The sequence below is a fragment of the Paraburkholderia sediminicola genome (assembly GCF_046027825.1).
Lineage (GTDB): Bacteria > Pseudomonadota > Gammaproteobacteria > Burkholderiales > Burkholderiaceae > Paraburkholderia > Paraburkholderia sediminicola_D.
Genome location: NZ_JAQQDU010000013.1, coordinates 14873 through 33120, shown reverse-complemented (window position 1 = coordinate 33120; position 18248 = coordinate 14873). Strand labels below are relative to the sequence as shown.

Genomic DNA, 18248 nt, shown 5'->3' with positions numbered 1-18248 from the left:
GGTTCAACGCGGGTTCAGTACAGGTTCAATGCGATCGGATGGAGTCCGCGAGCGCATGGAGATTGAGCGGCTTCACGCGAATCACGCCGCCGCGCGGGCTGTCGATATCGGCGACCAGCATGAACGACAGCGACACGACCAGCGGAACGATCAGCAACAATCCGGCTCCTGCTTTCAAACCGCGCGCGCCGTAGCCAACCAGCACGTTCGCGCACGCCGCAATCAGCACCATCAGCGTCCATGCCGCGAAGGGGATGCGATTCCACCACGCAGCCTGCGTGTAACCCTGCGTATTGAGCACATCGTTCATTCCGGCGACGGCAAGCGCGGCCACCGGCGTGGGCTGCGCGGCAATGGCATTTTTCACAGTAGACCACATTGCGTTCTGCAGCCGCGATGTCTCGGCATTGACCTGCGCGAGCTCGTCCGCGTCGCGCGTCGTGTAGAACAGCACGCGTTGATCCAGATAGGCTTTCAGCAAGCCGCGTACGGTCGCCGCATCGGCGGCGGGCAACAGATCGGCGCGGACGTATTCGGTGCCGATCGCATTCGCCTCTTCTTCCTCGTAGTTCTTGCGTTGATCGTAACGGCCTACCGCCATCGAAAAAGTGAAACCGATGATCAGCGCGAGCAGCGTCAGCGTGGCGGCCTGAATTACGCTGAAATCGTCACGTGCATCCTCGTCGATCTTTCTGAATCGCCGCAGCAGCGACGCGCCGAGGCGCGCCGACAGCCACATCACAACAAAGCAGGAGATGAAGACGAGTGCCGGATAGTCGAGGAGGTTTTGCATAAGCGAGCGTTTTTTTATCAGGGTTTTGTTGGCGGGAACGCTTTGGACGGCGATTAAACGTGCACAGCCACTGCATCATAAGAGAGACAGCGTGGATCGGAAAGCGTGCGGGCGCGACCTGAACAGGCGCGCGGCCTGTGACAGGCCAGCCGTCAGGAGCCTGTCATCAGATAGTAACGTCCGTCCGCACTGACGTTGAAGCCGAAACCGCACGCTGTCGGCGAGCCGTGCGTCTGGACATCGAGCGTCTCGGGTGCGGAAAGCCTGAACTCGATCAGGCATCTGTCCGCGTGTTTGTCCGCGTGTTTGTCCGCGTGTTTGTCCGCGTGTTTGTCCGCGTGTTTGTCCGCTGGTTTGTCCGCTGGTTTGTCCGCTGGTTTGTCCGCTGGTTTGTTCGCTGGTTTGTCATAAGGCGCGAGGTTGGTGATCCTGGCGGTCGCGTCGAGCGGCGCATCGCCGCCGTCATCGGTCATCGGCACGCGCGCCACGCCGTCGTAAAAACGCACGTAGGCCGACAGGTTGCCCATGTTCGCGCTCGGCTGACCGTCGGCGCCAACGGTCGGATACATGAAATCGCCGTCGACCCGGTAGACGCCGTGGCGCCCTTTCACCGGTTTCACCTCAATACTGTTCCAGGCGCCAAAGAACAAATAGCTGGCAAAACGCGCGCCGTTCGGCGGCACACCGACCACCACCGCCTTGCCGGCGATCGCTTCGAGACGCTGACGCGCGGCCGCTACGGCACGGCCAAGCAGCGCGTCGTTGGGATAGTCGTTGCCACGGCTCACCGCGGTCCGGTAGTACGCGCGCGCATCCGGCAATGCACCCAGCCTCACCTGCACATCACCCTGATGGACCAGCGCCATCGCCACGCGGGCCCGTGCCGAACTGGTTGCTCTCGGCGAGTTCTCCTCGTCCGCCTGCATGGCGGTGGCTTCGGCGAGCGCGGCCTCCATCGCGACCAGCGTTTGCGCTTCCTTGATGCGCCCGGCTTCCAGCGCCGCGACGCCCAATGCCGCGCATGACGCGTTCGTGCGGCACGGCACGTCCTTGCCCGCCAGCAGGTTGCGGCGATAGAGATCGGCGCGCGAATCGGCCGTTGCCGTTTGCGCCGCCACGAGCGCGGGCATGAGCGCTGCAGTAGCAGTAGAGACGACAACGGCAGCAGCGGTGACGGCGGTTTTGACGTTCATGAGAAAAAGAGGACGGTGGCAATGACGCGTTTCGAACACGCGCTTCAAGTCGCCGTATGCGCCGCACGTTTGATGTGAGTCGCCACGAACGCTGGCCGTGATGCTGACAGAAAATCCACGATTGCGCGAACCCTTGCAGGCCGCCAAAGCGACGGCCAATCGTGCGATCCGGCCGCAACGCCCGGCACGCGGCGCTCTGTGACTTTCGAACGGGCACCGGAGCTTGCCTGAAACACTTTCGATGCGTCATGCGGCACGCATTAACCCGCTCGTGACCCACGAGCCGTGCAGTGATTTTGCCCATCGGCAAGCGTTCGTTTGAAACGATTCACGTATGCGGGAACAGCAAGACGAAACGTAAGGCACCTCTACCCGATCACCTACACGCCGGCCTGCACCCCGAACTTCTTACGATACGCGCCTGGGCTCGTCAACGCGATACGCCGGAAGTGCCGTCGCAGCGACTCTTCGGAACCGAAGCCCGCCAGCGCCGCGACGCGCGCCATCGGCAACGGGGCCGGCGCTTCAAGCAGTTCCCGCGCGATCGCCACGCGTTCGCGCACCAGCCATTCGTAGGGCGCCATGCCGGTGGCGTCGTGAAACTGCCGCTGCAAGGTACGCGGACTCATCGCCGCCCGTTCGGCCAGCGAGCGCAAGGTGTGCGGCAACGCGGGATGGCGGCGCACCCAGTCCATCAGCTTCGCGAGACGCCCGCCTTCGTCGTGCGGCATGGGCCGCGGCACGAACTGCGCCTGGCCGCCCTCACGATGCGGCGGCACCACGAGTCGCTGCGCGACCCGGTTGGCTACCGCGCTGCCGTGATCACGCCGCACCAGATGCAGCAGCATGTCGAGCCCTGCCGCCGATCCCGCCGAGGTGATGATCTGCCCTTCGTCGACATAGAGCGCATCTGGCTGCACGCGCAATTGCGGATAACGCTGCTGCAATGTGTCGGCATAGCGCCAGTGCGTCGTGACGGTCTTGCCGTCGAGCACACCCGCGGCGGCCAGCACGAACACGCCGGAGCAGATCGAACAGAGGCGCGTGCCGCGCGCGTAGGCGGAGCGAATCTTTTTCAGCAGCGGCTCGGGCGGCAATTCGTCGGCATCGCGCCAGCCAGGGATGACGATCGTGTCAGCCCGATCCAGCAGCCTGAGCGTATACGGTGCGGCGACGGTGATGCCGCCGGCTGCGCGAATCGGACCGGGTTCGCTCGCGCATACGGCAAAGCGGTACCAGTCCACGCCGAGCTCGGGACGTTCGAGCGCGAACAGTTCGGTCACGCAGCCGAATTCAAACGTGCAGAGCCGGTCGTAAGCGAGCGCAACGACAAGATGATTGTGCATGGCGTGATGTTACCGGAGATTGACGATTACGCCACTTACCCGGCGCGTGCCGCGTCGCGACAATGAAGGCCACAGAATCGCTTCGCCATCCAATCACGCCCACTTTCCGCCCCGGAGACTCGCCATGCAGACCCAAACCACCCTCAACCCCGTCAACGCCGTCACCGCCATCCCCGCCGCCGATAGCGCCGCTGCCCTCGCCAACTTCCAGGCGTCGCTGCAATTCGAAACCGATTGCGCCGACGTGAGCGCTGCGCTCGCGAGCGGCACGCCCGGCTTCGTCCTCCTCGACGTGCGCAGCCCGGTGCTGTTCGAGCAGGGTCACGTGCCGGGCGCGCTGAACCTCCCGCACGGCAAGATCGTGGCGTCAAAGCTCGCGCAGTACCCGCAGGACACGCTATTCGTCACCTACTGCGCGGGCCCGCACTGCAACGGCGCCGCACGCGGCGCACTGCGTCTCGCGCAATTGGGCCGGCCTGTCAAATTGATGATCGGCGGCGTCACGGGCTGGCTCGACGAAGGGTTCACCCTGGCATAAGCCGCGGCCAGTTGCGCGATGCTCGACGCCTATGGCTAACATATTGAAAATCAACTCAATAAACGCCACCAACTGTCGATAACAAGTTCAGCCGCTTCCCTTTCGCGGTTGGACTTAACATGCAGAGCTCATACAATTTTTGGCTGGTCGCAATCTCGTTCGCCGTCGCGGTGCTGGCGTCATACACCGCGCTCGATCTGACCGGCCGCATCTTCCTGCTGGCTTCGGCACGTCTGCGGCACGCGTGGCGCCTGGGCGGCGCCACGGCGCTCGGTGTCGGGATCTGGTCGATGCACTTCGTCGCGATGCTCGCCTTCTCGTTGCCGATTCCGCTCGGCTACGACTTCGCGACGACCGCCTGTTCGCTCGGACTCGCGATCGGCGCGTCGTATCTGGCGCTGGTCGCGACAACCCATGCTCGGCTTACACCGGCGCGGTTGGTGGCCGGCGGCGTGCTGATGGGCTTCGGCATCGCCGGCATGCACTACACCGGCATGGCAGCGATGCAAATGGACCCAGGTATCCACTATCACCCGGCCTGGTTCGCCGGCTCGCTCACGATCGCGATTGGCGCGTCGACTGCCGCGCTGTGGATGGCGCGCGCACTCAGCAACGACGACGAACGCCACGTGGTGCCCAAGCGCTTCGGCGCGGCGATGGTGATGGGTGTCGCGATCAGCGGCATGCATTACGCCGGCATGGCGGCCGCCGAGTTTCCGTTCGGCGCCGTCTGTGGTGCGGCCAAGGGCGTGAACGCCGAGTGGCTCGCCACCTCGGTGATCCTGTTCACATTCGCCATTCTGATCGTCACATTGCTGCTGTCGCGTTTCGATGCGCGCACCAGCTTTCTGACCGGCGCGGTGTCGCAACTGAACGGTCAGATCGTGCGGCTCGCCACCGTCGACACGCTGACAGGCCTGCCCAACCGCAGCACGCTGACCGAACGCATCGAACGCGCGTTTGAAAGCGCGCGCCGGCAGCGCTCGCTGTTCGCCATCCTGTTCATGGATCTCGACGGCTTCAAGACCATCAACGATTCGCTCGGCCACTCCGTCGGCGATGAAGTGCTGTCCGCGTTCGCCCAGCGTCTTCTATTGTGCGTGCGGGCGAGCGACACCGTCGCACGTCTCGGCGGCGACGAATTCGTCGTGCTGTCCGAGAACCTGGCTTCACGCGAAGACGCCGGCGCGATAGCCGATAACGTACTCGAGCGGATGCGTCAGGGCGCATGGACCGATTCGCAACCGCTGCAGGTGATGCCGAGCATCGGCATCGCGCTCTATCCCCACGACGGCGATACCGTCGATACGCTGTTGAAACATGCCGATGCGGCCATGTATGAAGCCAAGCGCGCGGGCCGCAGCACCTATCGCTTCTTCGAACAGAGCATGAATGAAGCCGCGACGCGCACGCTCCAGATTCAAAGCGCGCTACACGAAGCGCTCACCGCCGGCCATTTCTCGCTGCACTTCCAGCCCAAGTTCCGCGGCAGCGGCGACTCGCTGGCGGGTGCCGAAGCACTGATCCGGTTGAATCATCCGCTGCTCGGCTCGCTGGCGCCGCTCGAGTTCATTCCGATTGCCGAACGCTCAGGCCAGATCGTAGAGATCGGCTACTGGGTCTTGCGCGAAACGTGCCGGCAGATTCGCCGTTGGATCGAGCAGGGCTTGCCGTCGATTAAGGTGGCGATCAATCTCTCGCCGCGCCAATTGTCGCAACCGAACCTTGTCACGACGATGCTCAAGATCGTGACCGACGAAGGCGTGCAATGCGAGCAGATCATGTTCGAAATCACTGAGGCCGTCGCGATGCAGGACGCCCCACGAACCATCGAAATGATTCGCGCGTTCCAGGCCAGCGGCTTTGAAATCGCTATCGACGATTTCGGCACCGGCTATTCCAGCCTTGCCTACCTGCAACGCTTTCGCGTCAAGCAGTTGAAGATCGACCGCTTCTTTACCAACGGGCTCGACGAGCACGGGCCGGAAGGCAGCGCGATCGTTGCGGCGATCATCGCGCTCGCGCACTCGCTGGACATGGACGTGGTGGCGGAAGGCGTCGAAACCGAGTCGCAACGTGACATGCTCAAGTCGATGATGTGCGACGAGATGCAAGGCTTCCTGCTAGGCCATCCGCTCACCGCCGAGAACTTCGGCGCGATGCTCCGCGAAAGAAAGGTGGCCGCATGAGCATCCGAATCTGTTTGACACGCGTATACCGACGCGACTCAGTGCGTCCCTTGATAGCCCGCCCCGCTGCGTGGCCTCGTTTTACCGTTAAGCAGGAACAGGCAGATAGGCTGCTGGAGACTTCATGAAGATTGACGTAGCAACGTTCCAAACGGTGTGGCTGATCACGTTTCTGTGCAGCGCCCTGATCACGACAGCACTCGCGCGCATGTTTGCGCAGGTCACTGCGTTCCGTTTCTGGGCCGTCGGCTTTTACCTGCTTTCAACAGCCACGGCATGCTTCACGCTGCATAAGATCTGGCCCAGCGATTTGCTGCTGCTGGCCACCTCGACCCTGGCGTTGCAAAGCCGCATCCTGATCTGGTCGGGTACGCGCGATCTGTTCGGTGCATCGGTGCCGTGGCGCGCCGGCCTGGTCGTCACTGCCGTGTTCTGCGTGCTGCATGGGGGCCTGCTGGCATGGCATGCTCCGCTGGTGGCGCGGGCCAGCTTGCTGGCGCTGTTTTTTGCGCCGTGCCGCGCGGCGACGCTGTATGAAGTGTACCGCCGGCGCCGTCCACAACTCGGACCGGCACGGATGCTGGTAGCGGTGGGGAGTGCTATCGCGACGCTCAATGCCATCGTGCCGCTCGTGCTCGTGCTGCTCGACCGCGCCAACACGACGCTGCTGTACGGTAATCCTCGCACCACCTCGGCGGTTTACGCCGTGGTGTTTGCAGGTGATCTGTTGCTGGCCATCGGCCTGATCGTGCTGGCCTTGCACCATCTGATCGTCGAACGCGACATGCTCGCCACGCTCGACCGCGGCGCGCTGGAGCGTCTCGCCGAAACGCGGGAAATGCGCGCACTGGGCGAATCGCGGGCGACGCGCAGCGATGCGCTCGGTCACGATGCGGCCGCGCCCTGCCAGTCGTTGCCGGGGGCCGGTTTGACGCGAAACGCGGCCGGTTAACCGGCCTTCCGCGCCTCGTGTGCGGTATCGGCCACCGACACGAGAATCGGCGTCGCCTGCGCGGCGTCGCGCTTGGTGAGCTTGCCGTCCACCGAGGCGCCGCAATCCATCCGCAACTGCTGGTAGTAGATGTTGCCGGTCACATGCGCGTTGCTCTGCAACTCGACGAAGTGATCAGCGATCACGTCACCGACGATCCGGCCGTTGACCACCACGTCATAGCCATGCACGTTGCCTTCGATCGAGCCGCGATCGCTCAACACCAGCAGCGTCTGGGTGCCCGGCTCGCCGCTGACGTTGCCCTTCACGTGGCCGTCCATACGCAGGCCATCGCTGAACACGAGGTCGCCCGTGATCCGCACGTCGTGTGCGATGAGGGTGGCGAGCTTGGTCTGCTGGATGCCCGCGTGTTTTTTCTTGCTGAACATAAGTATCTCTTTGAAATGAACATGGTCGTCGCGTGATGCTATCCGGGCGACGAGCCGGTGTGAGGTTGCTGGGTTGTCAGGCAATCAACGGCCCGGTGGCTTCGTCTTGCTCTGGCCATGCAGAAACTGCAATTCGGCGTTCAGGCGCGCGACGTCGGTGACGGCGCTGTCCGCGGTTTTCTGCACCGCGGCGCGCGCCGCCGACTCCTGCGCCAGCGCAAGCCGGGTACGGGCGAGTTCAGCCTGATCGGCGCCTTCATCGACCGGCGCCGCGCTGCATTGATCAGCCGGTGTGCCGGCGCGCTGCGACTGCCAGACCACAACGGCCGCCGCACCGCCTGCTGCGCCGAGCGCGCACAACCAGTACCCACAGCGTCACGCGAAGGACGAGCGGCCGCGCGGGCTGCAACGTATAGGCGCCGTGCGCCAGACTGCCCGCATCGCGGGAAACCCGTCGTTCAACCATGGGGCGTGGGCGCGAATAGCGCGAGATAGGCAGCCGGATCGACCGGCGCGCCGTTGACCAGCACTTCGAAATGCAGATGCGGGCCGGTGGAGCGGCCGGTCGAGCCGACATCGGCGACATACTGGCGCGGCAGCACCAGATCGCCGACATGCACGACGATGCGCGACGCGTGGCCGTAGCGGGTCACGAGTCCGTTGCCGTGATCGATTTCCACCGCGTTGCCATAGCCCGACTTCTCGCCGGCGAAGATCACCTGGCCGCCCGCTGCCGCAAGAATCGGCGTGCCGGTTTTGGCGACCAGGTCGATGCCTGGATGAAAACTCAAACGATGTGTGAACGGATCGGTGCGGTTGCCGAACGGCGAACCGAAACGCGCGCCCTCGGCCGGCATGCGGCCGGGAAAGGCGGCGTACGCGATCGCGTGGTCGGCGGTTTGTTGCTCGAGCGCGGACAGCGTCGCGGCGATGCAATCCAGTTGTTGCCGGGTGCGCACGGCATCGGCATGACCGGCCGGAGACGGCATGACATCCGTACAGCGGCGCGGCGGCAACGAAGGGCCACCCTCGCCTTCGCTATCGGTGGCGGACGTGTCGGGTTCCGAGGGGGCGCCCTGCGTGGCTGGGGTCGCTGGTGCGCGCGGCACCGGCCGCGGCGTATTCAGGCGTGCTTCGAAATCGCGCAACGCACCGACCTGCATCGTCAGGCGCGCGATGCGTGGTTCGATCTGCGCAACCGATGCGTTCAGCTTGCCGAGTTGATCGATCGCATAGTCGTGCTCGACACGGCTCGCCGCCTGATCGCCGGCGCCGTGCGCCGGCCAATGCACACCGATCGCGATGCCCGCGGCAAGCGCCAGCGCTGCAGCGCCGAACGCCGTGGCAACCGCAATGGTGAGCGCCGTGCGGCGCGTGACGAAACCGACCGAGCCGCTGGAGAGCTGACTGCCGGCGTGAAACACGGAGGACATCAGCGGCGCCCGGCGCGTGCCATGCGGCACGTGCAAGGCCGCGCACGGACGGCACAACACGCGGCCAGCAGGTTCGGCGTGTTGAATGCACCCAGCGACCTGGGCATGCTGAGGAAGAACAGGAGATCGGCGGACGAGACTAACGGCATGCGGCATCGACCGGACAAAAAGCCGGTGGCGATAATGAACAAAGGGCGCCGATTATCGCCTGGCATCGCGAACCATCATCTCAAATACAAATGGCGGTGCGGGATGCCAGGTAGCATGTGCCGGACGTTGCCTGCCTGTTGCGGTTGCGAACGCAGCGCGCTAGCCGTGTGCGTCGTGTCACGATGTGCACGGCTAAGCGCATCCGTACTCACGCAGGTAACGCCGCCGCGTGCGGTTCCATCCGATCAAGCCCTTCCAGGTCCCTGAGTCGCGCGACCAGCGCATCGCCAGCACGCGTCATCGGCATGCGCAACTCGTTGCGTATCAGCCCTTGCGCGGCCAACAACGCCTTCACGGGCGCCGGATTCGGTTCGGCGAACAGCGCCTGGATCAGCGGTGCGAGCGTGTGAAAAATGCGCCGTCCTTCGTCGAGCCGACCTGCTGACAGCGCCCGATACAGCGCGACGAACCGTTCCGGCCGCAGATGCGCCGAGGCCACGATCGCGCCGCTGCCACCCAGACACAAGGTGTTGAAAATGTTGATGTCTTCGCCGGTCAGCACCTGCAAGCGGCCGTCACGAATCAGCGCGAGCGTGGTGTCGAGCGAACCGGCGCAATCCTTCACCGCCTGAATCCGCGGATGCGCGGCCAGCGTCAGCAGGGTGTCAAGTTCGAGCCGCACGCCGGTTCGATAGGGAATGTCATACAGCACGACGGGCTTGTCGCTCGCATCGGCAAGCGCGGTGAAATGCCCGACGATGCCCGCTTGGGACGGCCGGATGTAGTACGGCGCGGCCATCAGCACACCAGCGATCGGCAGTGCATTCAGTTGCTCGATGCGCGCCTTCATGCTCGCCGTGTGATTGCCCGACACGCCGACCAGCACCGGCAGCGCGGGTGCGTCTGCGCTGTGGGCGGCGGCTTGCGCTTCGTCGAGAATCGTCGCCAGCACGGCATCCTGTTCAGCGTCGTCAAGCGCGGACGGCTCGCCGGTCGTGCCGAGCGCAACCAGCCCGGCAATGCCCGCGTCGGCGGAGCGGCGCACGAGCGCACGCAGCGCGGCGTGATCCACTTCGCCATCGGCGAACGGCGTGATGAGCGGAACCCAGATACCCGAAAAAATAGACATGTCTTTACCTCGATGACGACCGTATCGATTCCGATCAGGTGTGCGAGGGAGGTAAGACAGAGAATGCCGCAGGCGGGCGTTGACCGGCTGTTCCGTCGCATCTGACGGAACAGCGTGCTCCGGTCAGATGAGCGGCTGTTTTTTGGCTTTGGCGCTAACGCTCGCAACATTCGCGCGTGCGGCCACGACGCTCGCAGAAGCGAGACGTGCGGTGGTTGACGGGCGGAGTCGGAGCGTTTGGCCGGAATGCATGAAACGCAGTGTAACCGCGTCCGGCGTGAGTTTGCAAAGCGGGTTTGCAAACAGGCTTGCCAAACTCGCAAAATTGCTTGACTTCTGCGGCAGGGAAACTAATATACGCACCGCGTACATATCCGGTGCGCAACCCATTCCCGACAGGTGCCTGTATGAGCGTCCCGCAACAAGCCTTCCTACGCGATGCAATGCGTCGCCTGAACATGACCCGCGAAACGTTCGCGAGCCGTATCGGCGTGTCGCGCCGCGCACTCGACACTTGGCTGCTGCCGGACGATTCGCAGGAATCGCGGGCCATGCCGGAGATCGTCGAACGCTTCGTGTCGGAAATCGTGGTGCACGGCGAACCGGGCGAAAAGTATACGCAAAGCGTAGACTCACAGTCGCTGGCCAGCCAGATGCTGTTCGAAGGCAAGCCCCAGTTGCTGTCAGTCGATCAGTTCTCGCGCGACTCGGTCGAGGCGCTGTTTCGCGTAGCCGACATCATGCAGCCCATCGCGCGGCGCCGGAAAATCTCCCGCGTGCTCGAAGGCGCGGTGCTCGGCAACCTGTTTTTCGAGGCCAGCACACGGACCCGAGTAAGCTTCGGCGCGGCATTCTGCCGGCTCGGCGGCTCGGTGTGCGACACCACCGGCTTCACGTTTTCGTCGATGGCCAAGGGCGAGTCGATCTACGACACCAGCCGCGTGATGAGCGGCTATGTGGATGCACTGGTGATCCGCCATCCGGAACAAGGCTCGGTGGCCGAATTCGCGCGCGCCACCAACGTGCCGGTGATCAACGGCGGCGACGGCCCGGGCGAGCATCCGAGCCAGGCGCTGCTCGACCTGTACACGATCCAGCGCGAGTTCTCGCGACTGGGCAAGATCGTCGACGGTGCGCATATCGCGCTGGTCGGCGACCTGAAATATGGCCGCACGGTGCATTCGCTGGTCAAGCTGCTGGCGCTGTATCGCGGCATCAAGTTCACGCTGATCTCGCCGCCCATGCTTGAAATGCCGAGCTACATCATCGAGCAGATTTCGCGCAACGACCACGTGATCGAACAGACCCACGACCTGACCGCCGGACTGCGCGGCGCCGATGTCGTGTACGCCACGCGGATCCAGAAAGAGCGCTTCACCGACGAATCGTTCGAAGGCTACACACCGGATTTCCAGATCAATCAGGCGCTGATGGACAGCGTATGCGGCGCCGATACGCTGATCATGCACCCGCTGCCACGTGACAGCCGGCCGGGCGCGAACGATCTGAGCGTGGACCTGAATCACGATCCGCGGCTGGCGATTTTCCGGCAAACCGATAACGGCATCCCCGTGCGGATGGCGATTTTCGCGGTGCTGCTGGGGGTGGAAAAGCTGGTCCAGCATTCGATGCGCGATGCCGCGTGGCGCCCGCCTGCTTATCTTGGGCCGGACGATGCGGTGTTTCACGGCATCGATTGAGCAGGATTCGACGATCATAAAAAGACGGCCTTGCGGCTCGCCCGCAAGGCCGTTCTGGTAAGCGCAGCACCGAACTTCAGCCCACACCCGATTAAATCCAGACTAGACTGAATTCGTTAGTTCCCTCCTCTACCGCAACATCAACAGTGTCAGTCGCCTTAAAAGCAGTCGCTTATTGCAGTGCGTCACGAATCAATTCGATTCCGGATTCACCAACATACGAACTGGACGACTCATCATGGCCGACACGAGTTACATGGCGCGCAAATCCGTCGCGGATATTGTCGCAAGCGCTGAGGGCGGTGAACGCCATCTGTCGAAGTCACTGGGCGCGCTCAGCATTACGGCGATGGGTATCGGCGCGATCATCGGCGCCGGCATCTTTGTTCTGACGGGCACGGCCGCAGCCCAATTTGCGGGGCCGGGCATCATTCTTTCGTTTATCCTCGGCGGGATTGCCTGCGCCTTTGTCGGACTTTGCTACTCCGAACTGGCTGCCATGCTGCCGGTCTGCGGCAGCAGTTATACCTACACCTATGCCACGCTCGGCGAAGTATTCGCATGGATCATCGGCTGGGATTTGATCCTCGAGTATGCGATGGGTGCGGCGACCGTTGCGGTCGGCTGGTCTGGCTACATCGTGAGCCTGTTGCACAACATCGGGATCAGCATTCCGCCCACCCTGGCGGCGGCGCCCGGCACCACGGTCACGCTCGCCGACGGCAGCACCGTGGCCGGTATCGTCAATTTGCCGGCGGTCTTCATTATCGCCGTGCTGACCACCCTGCTCGTGCTCGGCACCAAGGAGTCGGCACGGCTCAATAACATCATGGTGGCGATCAAACTGACCGTGGTGCTGGCATTCATCGTGATCGGCGCCTTCTTTGTCCATCCGGCTAACTGGCATCCGTTCATTCCGCAGAATACCGGCCAATTCGGCAATTTCGGCGCGAGCGGTATTCTGCGCGGATCGGCCGTCGTGTTCTTCGCTTTCATTGGCTTCGATGCGGTATCCACCGCGGCCCAGGAGGCACGCAAGCCGCAAGTCGACATGCCGATCGGCATTCTTGGTTCGCTGGTGATCTGCACGGTGCTCTACATTGCAGTCGCGGGCGTGCTGACCGGACTCGTTCCCTATGCCGAGCTCAACGTCCCGGATCCGATCGCGAAAGGCGTCGATGTGATCGGCGTCACCTGGTTTTCCGTGCTCATCAAGATCGGCGCGCTGACCGGCTTGACGACCGTGATACTCGTGCTGCTGTATGGCCAGAGCCGCATCTTCTTCACGATGTCACAGGACGGCCTCCTGCCGCACCTGTTCGCGCGCGTCCACCCGCGTCTGCAAACGCCCCATCTGAGCCAGATGATGATCGGCGCCATCGTCGCGGTTGTGGCAGCGTTCACACCGATCAACGTGTTAGGCGAGATGGTCAGCATTGGCACCCTGTTCGCCTTCGTGCTCGTCTGCGGCGCCGTGATCTATCTACGCCGCAGCGACGCGGACGCCTCGAGGCCGTTCCGCGCGCCGGGCGTGCCGGTCATCCCGATCCTCGGGATTCTGTTTTGCCTGCTGCTGATGGTCGGGCTGCCGCTCATCACGTGGTTACGGCTCTTCGTCTGGCTCGTGATCGGACTCATCATCTATGGGATCTACGGTCGCAATCATTCGCGACTTCGCCATCCGGAGCGCGCGCCCGACTGACACCCTCATCGCGCGGTCGTGCTCAGCCCCATGCTTGCGGCGACTTGCCCTCCACGACCGTGCATTGCAGACCCGACATGCGGCCGGCCGCGTTGATTGCCGCCTCCAGTTCAGCAAATGGATACGACTTCAACTCGACGGCATCGAGCGCGATCTGCCCCGATGCCACCATCGAAACCAGCGCGAGATAGTCAGCGCGCGTGTACATGAAGTGGCCGATCAATTCCCAGTTGTTCAGCAACATCTCCTGGTACGTAATCGGCAAGTCCACTTGCATGCTGCCCATCAGCACGAGCCGCCCGCCTCGGCGCAGGCTGCGCAATGCGGCCAGCGTCGCGTTCGCGTCGGTGGCGTGGCCGACCATGTCGAACCCGAGGTCCACGCCGCCACCGCTTGCGGCACGAATCGCCGCTGTGTCTTGCGCGACGTCGCCCGTCAACACGACCGGCACCACCCGCCCACGGCCTTGCTCGACCAGCGCTTGCAGCGGTTCCGGGCGCCGGCCAAGCGCGACAACCCTGCTCGCGCCGAGCGCCAGCGCTGCGATCACTGCTGCCGAGCCGAAGTAACCGCTCGCGCCATTGACGACCACCGTTTCGCCCGCTGACAGACGACCGCGTCGCAAACCACCGAACGGCACCGAGAATTTGCCCAGCACCGCGAGCCGGGCGGCATCGACGTCCTCCAGACCGTCCAGCGCAATCAGTGTCGAGGCCGGGAATTCGGCCATTTCGCGCAATGTGCCATGCGGAAACTCAGCCAGCAGCGCACCGCTGTCGGCACTGATGGCGGTCAGCCCAAGCAACGCTTGCGCTGGCTCACGCACCGTTTCGTCGGCAATCCAGTACGGATTCACGGCGACCCGTTGACCGGCGCGAAACGCCACCACGCCCTCGCCGACCGCGACAATCCGGCCAACCCCATTGGTACCTGGCGAAAACGGTCCCGGCGGGCAGGCATACCGCAACTTCCCTTCGACATAGTCACGCGTGTAACTCAACAACGGCACCGCCTCCATCCGTACCAGCACGGCGTTCCGGCGCGGCTGCGGTTGGGTCACGTCGCGCAAGGCCAGCGGCTGGCCGGGTTCATCGAGCATCCAGGCTTTCATGTTGATACTCCTCAGTTCGTTTCGGTGGTTGAACTATAGGAACGCGGCACGTATTCTAGAAATCAATTACTCGTATGTGACCCATCAACATGATTGATCTCCGCGGCATCGACCTGAATCTGCTGGTTTCGCTCGACGCACTGCTCGCCGAGTCGAACGTCACGCGTGCGGCCGGGCGATTGCATCTCACGCAACCCGCTGTTTCCACGCAACTCGCGCGCTTGCGGCAAATCTTCGGCGATCCACTGCTGCTGCCCGCCGAAACCGGCCGCGGCATGACGCGCACGGCCCGGGCGCTGGAGTTGATGGCGCCGCTGCATGCAGCGTTGAAGAATCTCGAAGCGGTGGTGCGCCACCAGCCTGCCTTCGATCCACTGACCGACGCGCGGCGCTTCGTGATCGCCGCGCACGACAACGCCACGGTCGTGCTCGGCATGCGCCTGATGGAGCGCTTGCCGACTTCTGCGGGGCCGGGTGTGCGCGTGGCTTTCGTGATCGGCGACCAGCCCACCGCCGCCTCGCGGCTCGAAAGCGGCGAGATCGACCTGCTGCTGGGTTCCGACCGGATGATTCCGCCGTCGATGAAAGCCCGCAAGCTCTATGACGAGCACTTCGTGTTCGTGCAGCGCAAGGGCCATCCGCGCGGCATGGCGCCACTCGACCTCGACGGCTACTGCGCGCTCGATCACGTCCTGGTGTCGACCAGCGGCGGCAGCTTTCACGGCTTCATGGACGAGCATCTCGACGAGCTCGGCCGCGAGCGGCGCGTCGCGCTATCGGTCCAGCACTTCACCCTGGTGCCGGAGTTGCTGTCGAAAACCGACTATGTGTCGACACTGCCGTCGCGCTTCGCGGCACGTTACGTCGATCAGCTCGATATCTTTGCGCTGCCGTTCGACGCGCGCGGCTTCACGCTGTACGCGGGATGGCATCCGCGCAACCAGGCCGATCCGGCACTCGTGTGGCTGCGGGAGACGCTGGCCGAGTTGGCGGCACAGTAAGAAATGGGGCGGGCCCGCCCTTCGATCGGAAATGGCGAATTACGCGCTACAAAAACCAGTCGAGCAACAAACACACAGTCACCTCCACACCTTCAGAAGTCGCCAACTCCACCCTTACCCAGTCCATCTTCGTCGATTCAGACGCCAACAAAACTCAACGACACCTTCATCGAAATGTCACATTCCGAGATTTTTGATGCGAACGCTTCTCAATTACAGTCAGATTGCATAGAATGCACGCCGAAAACACTTTGTAATAAACATGGAATGTCCGGGTAAGGAATGCGTTGCCCGCCCGGTCACCAGCACTCAAGGACGGGGATAAAAATGAAGTTGCGGTCCGACGAACCGAAGCTCGGCAAAATCAGCACGACGTTGTGCAGCATGCTGGCGGCCGGCCCCGCCCTCGCACAGGGCACGGCCGACACGGCGCCGCCCAACAAGGAAAGCCAGCTCGCGCCGATCGCCGTACAAGGCCAGGCGGACGACGGCTTCAAGACCGACCACTCAGCCTCGGTCAAATTCACCGCACCGCTGGTCGATACGCCGAAGTCCGTGACTGTGATTGCGCAGGAGTTGATCAGGAGCACGGGCGCCTCGACGCTGACGGAAGCGCTGCGCACGGTGCCGGGGATCACCTTCGGTGCCGGCGAAGGCGGTAATCCCCTCGGCGACCGGCCGTTCATTCGCGGCTACGACGCCCAGGGCAGCACCTTCGTCGACGGCATGCGCGACATCGGCGCGACCACCCGTGAAGTGTTCAATATCGAAAGCGTCGAAGTCACCAAGGGCTCGGACGGCGCCTACGGCGGCCGCGGCGGCGCGGGCGGCAGCATCAACCTGATCACCAAGACCCCGCATCTGGGCAATTCCGCCGACGGTAGCGCGGGTCTCGGCACCGACCGTTATCGCCGCTTCACCGCCGACGGCAACTGGCAAATGGCTGACCACGCCGCTTTCCGCCTGAATGTGATGAGCCACAACAACGACGTGCCCGGTCGCGACGCGGTCAACAACGAGCGCTGGGGCATCGCGCCGTCGTTCACCTACGGTCTCGGCACGCCGACTCGCGTCACGGCGAGCTACTACCATCTCTCGACCGACGACCTGCCCGACAGCGGTATTCCCTACTTCTACACGACCACCAACAAGCCGGCCAACGTCGACACGATCTATCCGGCCAATGTGGACCGCCACAACTTTTACGGCCTGATCGACCGCGATTTCCGCAAGACGACCTCGGACGTCGGCACCGTGCGCATCGAGCACGACATCAACAGCAACCTGACGATCCGCAACACCACGCGTTATACGAAGTCCACCCAGGACTACATCTGGACGCAACCGGACGACAGCCAGGGCAACGTCGTCAACGGCATGGTGTGGCGCCGTGCGAATACGCGTGCCAGTGACGTCTACAGCCTCGCGAACCAGACCGAACTGTTCGGCGAGTTCAAGACCGGGTTCCTGAAACACAGCTTCACCACCGGCCTCGAACTGTCGCGCGAAACCAGCGTGAACGATTCGTACACCGTGGCTGCAGCCACCGGCGCGATCTGCAAAACCAAGGGCATCGGCGCGGCCTCGGGCTATAACTGCACGAGCCTGTGGTCGCCGAATCCGAACGACCCATGGGCCGGGTCGGTCAAGCAAACGAACGATCCGAACGAGCAGCGCACCGTCACCAAATCGCTGTATGCGTTCGATACGATCGAACTCACGAAGCGCTGGCAGGCCAACGTCGGCTTGCGCGTCGACGATTACTCGACTGATTTCCGCAACACGGTTGCCAACGGCGGCAAGCACGTCTCGCGCGACGACACGCTGTTCAACTACCAGTTCGGGCTCGTTTTCAAGCCGGCTTCGAACGGCAGTGTGTATGCGTCGATCGCGACCTCGTCGACGCCGGCCGGCGCCATGCTCGGCCAGGGCAGCGAAACGCAATCGCTGACACCGGGCCGTGGCGGTGTCGGTGCGAACGCGGATCAACTCGCCCCGGAAAAGAACCGCAGCATCGAACTCGGCACCAAGTGGAATGTGCTGAACAACCAGCTTTCGCTGACGGGCGCGCTGTTCCAGATCGACACAACCAACGCACGCGTCACGCTGCCGAACAACGAATACGCGATGGTCGGCAACAAGCGCGTGCAAGGTTTCGAATTCGGCGTGGCCGGGCAATTGACGAACAAGTGGCAGGTGTTCGGCGGCTACACGTACATGAAGAGCCAGTTGCGCGACAACGGCAAGACCACGTCGGATAACGGTCACCAGTTCCCGAACACGCCGAAGAACAGCATCAGCCTGTGGACCAACTACGACGTCCTGCCGAAGTTCACGATTGGCGGCGGCGCGTTCTACATGTCGCAGGTGTACGGCGACACGGCGAACCTGCGCGCGGTGCCGTCGTACTGGCGCTTCGACGGCATGGCGGCGTACCGGATCAACAAGAAGGTCGACCTGCAACTGAATGTGCAGAACATCTTCAACCGGACGTATTACGACCAGGCCTATCCGGCGCACTACGCGTCGATCGCGGCGGGCCGCTCCGCCTTCCTGACGCTCAACGCGCACTACTAAGCACGG

The 18248-nt window shown here is 63.4% G+C and carries 14 protein-coding genes and 1 pseudogene; 7 read left to right on the top strand and 8 right to left on the bottom strand.

The features are described from left to right. Positions 1–25: 25 nt before the first annotated feature. From PQQ96_RS09520 to ftrA, 3 genes are all read right to left on the bottom strand, one after another. Complete coding sequence (locus PQQ96_RS09520) at positions 26–793, bottom strand: bestrophin-like domain (protein ID WP_408291100.1); 768 nt, start codon at positions 791–793, stop codon at positions 26–28. Between the two features lie 152 nt (positions 794–945). Beyond that, positions 946–1986 (bottom strand): hypothetical protein, encoded by a 1041-nt coding sequence (locus PQQ96_RS09515; RefSeq protein ID WP_408291098.1) that lies wholly within the window; start codon positions 1984–1986, stop codon positions 946–948. 380 nt (positions 1987–2366) lie between these two features. Continuing rightward, the gene (gene ftrA, locus PQQ96_RS09510) at positions 2367–3332 is read right to left on the bottom strand and encodes a transcriptional regulator FtrA (protein WP_408291096.1); all 966 of its coding nucleotides are present in this window, start codon (positions 3330–3332) and stop codon (positions 2367–2369) included. A gap of 124 nt (positions 3333–3456) precedes the next feature. Here ftrA and PQQ96_RS09505 point away from each other — a divergent pair, with 124 nt between their 5' ends. From PQQ96_RS09505 to PQQ96_RS09495, 3 genes and pseudogenes are all read left to right on the top strand, one after another. Further along, positions 3457–3870, top strand: a complete 414-nt coding sequence (locus PQQ96_RS09505) for a rhodanese-like domain-containing protein (protein ID WP_408291095.1) — start codon at positions 3457–3459, stop codon at positions 3868–3870. Between the two features lie 116 nt (positions 3871–3986). Then, positions 3987–6059, top strand: a pseudogene (locus PQQ96_RS09500) (putative bifunctional diguanylate cyclase/phosphodiesterase); the annotation flags it as partial. 124 nt (positions 6060–6183) lie between these two features. Continuing rightward, positions 6184–7011, top strand: coding sequence for a hypothetical protein (locus PQQ96_RS09495; RefSeq protein WP_408291094.1), 828 nt, complete (start codon positions 6184–6186; stop codon positions 7009–7011). On the opposite strand, the gene PQQ96_RS09490 is transcribed toward PQQ96_RS09495, so the two are convergent. From PQQ96_RS09490 to dapA, 4 genes are all read right to left on the bottom strand, one after another. Continuing rightward, positions 7008–7439, bottom strand: coding sequence for a bactofilin family protein (locus tag PQQ96_RS09490; RefSeq protein ID WP_408291093.1), 432 nt, complete (start codon positions 7437–7439; stop codon positions 7008–7010). The genes PQQ96_RS09495 and PQQ96_RS09490 overlap by 4 nt on opposite strands. Positions 7440–7523: 84 nt before the next feature. Continuing rightward, complete coding sequence (locus PQQ96_RS09485) at positions 7524–7799, bottom strand: hypothetical protein (RefSeq protein WP_408291091.1); 276 nt, start codon at positions 7797–7799, stop codon at positions 7524–7526. A 98-nt stretch (positions 7800–7897) separates the two neighbouring features. Beyond that, entirely contained in the window at positions 7898–8872 is a 975-nt protein-coding gene (locus tag PQQ96_RS09480) for a M23 family metallopeptidase (RefSeq protein ID WP_408291090.1), read from the bottom strand. A 358-nt stretch (positions 8873–9230) separates the two neighbouring features. Further along, positions 9231–10151 (bottom strand): 4-hydroxy-tetrahydrodipicolinate synthase, encoded by a 921-nt coding sequence (gene dapA / locus PQQ96_RS09475; protein ID WP_408291088.1) that lies wholly within the window; start codon positions 10149–10151, stop codon positions 9231–9233. 407 nt (positions 10152–10558) lie between these two features. Between dapA and PQQ96_RS09470 the strand changes: the two genes are divergently transcribed. Then, positions 10559–11851, top strand: coding sequence for an aspartate carbamoyltransferase (locus PQQ96_RS09470; protein ID WP_074288187.1), 1293 nt, complete (start codon positions 10559–10561; stop codon positions 11849–11851). A gap of 238 nt (positions 11852–12089) precedes the next feature. After that, complete coding sequence (locus PQQ96_RS09465) at positions 12090–13553, top strand: amino acid permease (RefSeq protein ID WP_408291086.1); 1464 nt, start codon at positions 12090–12092, stop codon at positions 13551–13553. 22 nt (positions 13554–13575) lie between these two features. Here the strand turns inward: PQQ96_RS09465 and PQQ96_RS09460 are convergent, their stop codons facing one another. Beyond that, positions 13576–14664 (bottom strand): zinc-binding dehydrogenase, encoded by a 1089-nt coding sequence (locus PQQ96_RS09460; RefSeq protein ID WP_408291085.1) that lies wholly within the window; start codon positions 14662–14664, stop codon positions 13576–13578. Between the two features lie 89 nt (positions 14665–14753). Between PQQ96_RS09460 and PQQ96_RS09455 the strand changes: the two genes are divergently transcribed. Both PQQ96_RS09455 and PQQ96_RS09450 read left to right on the top strand, forming a co-directional pair. Then, complete coding sequence (locus PQQ96_RS09455; RefSeq protein WP_408291083.1) at positions 14754–15665, top strand: LysR family transcriptional regulator; 912 nt, start codon at positions 14754–14756, stop codon at positions 15663–15665. 327 nt (positions 15666–15992) lie between these two features. Then, positions 15993–18242, top strand: coding sequence for a TonB-dependent receptor (locus PQQ96_RS09450; protein ID WP_408291081.1), 2250 nt, complete (start codon positions 15993–15995; stop codon positions 18240–18242). Positions 18243–18248 lie beyond the last annotated feature (6 nt).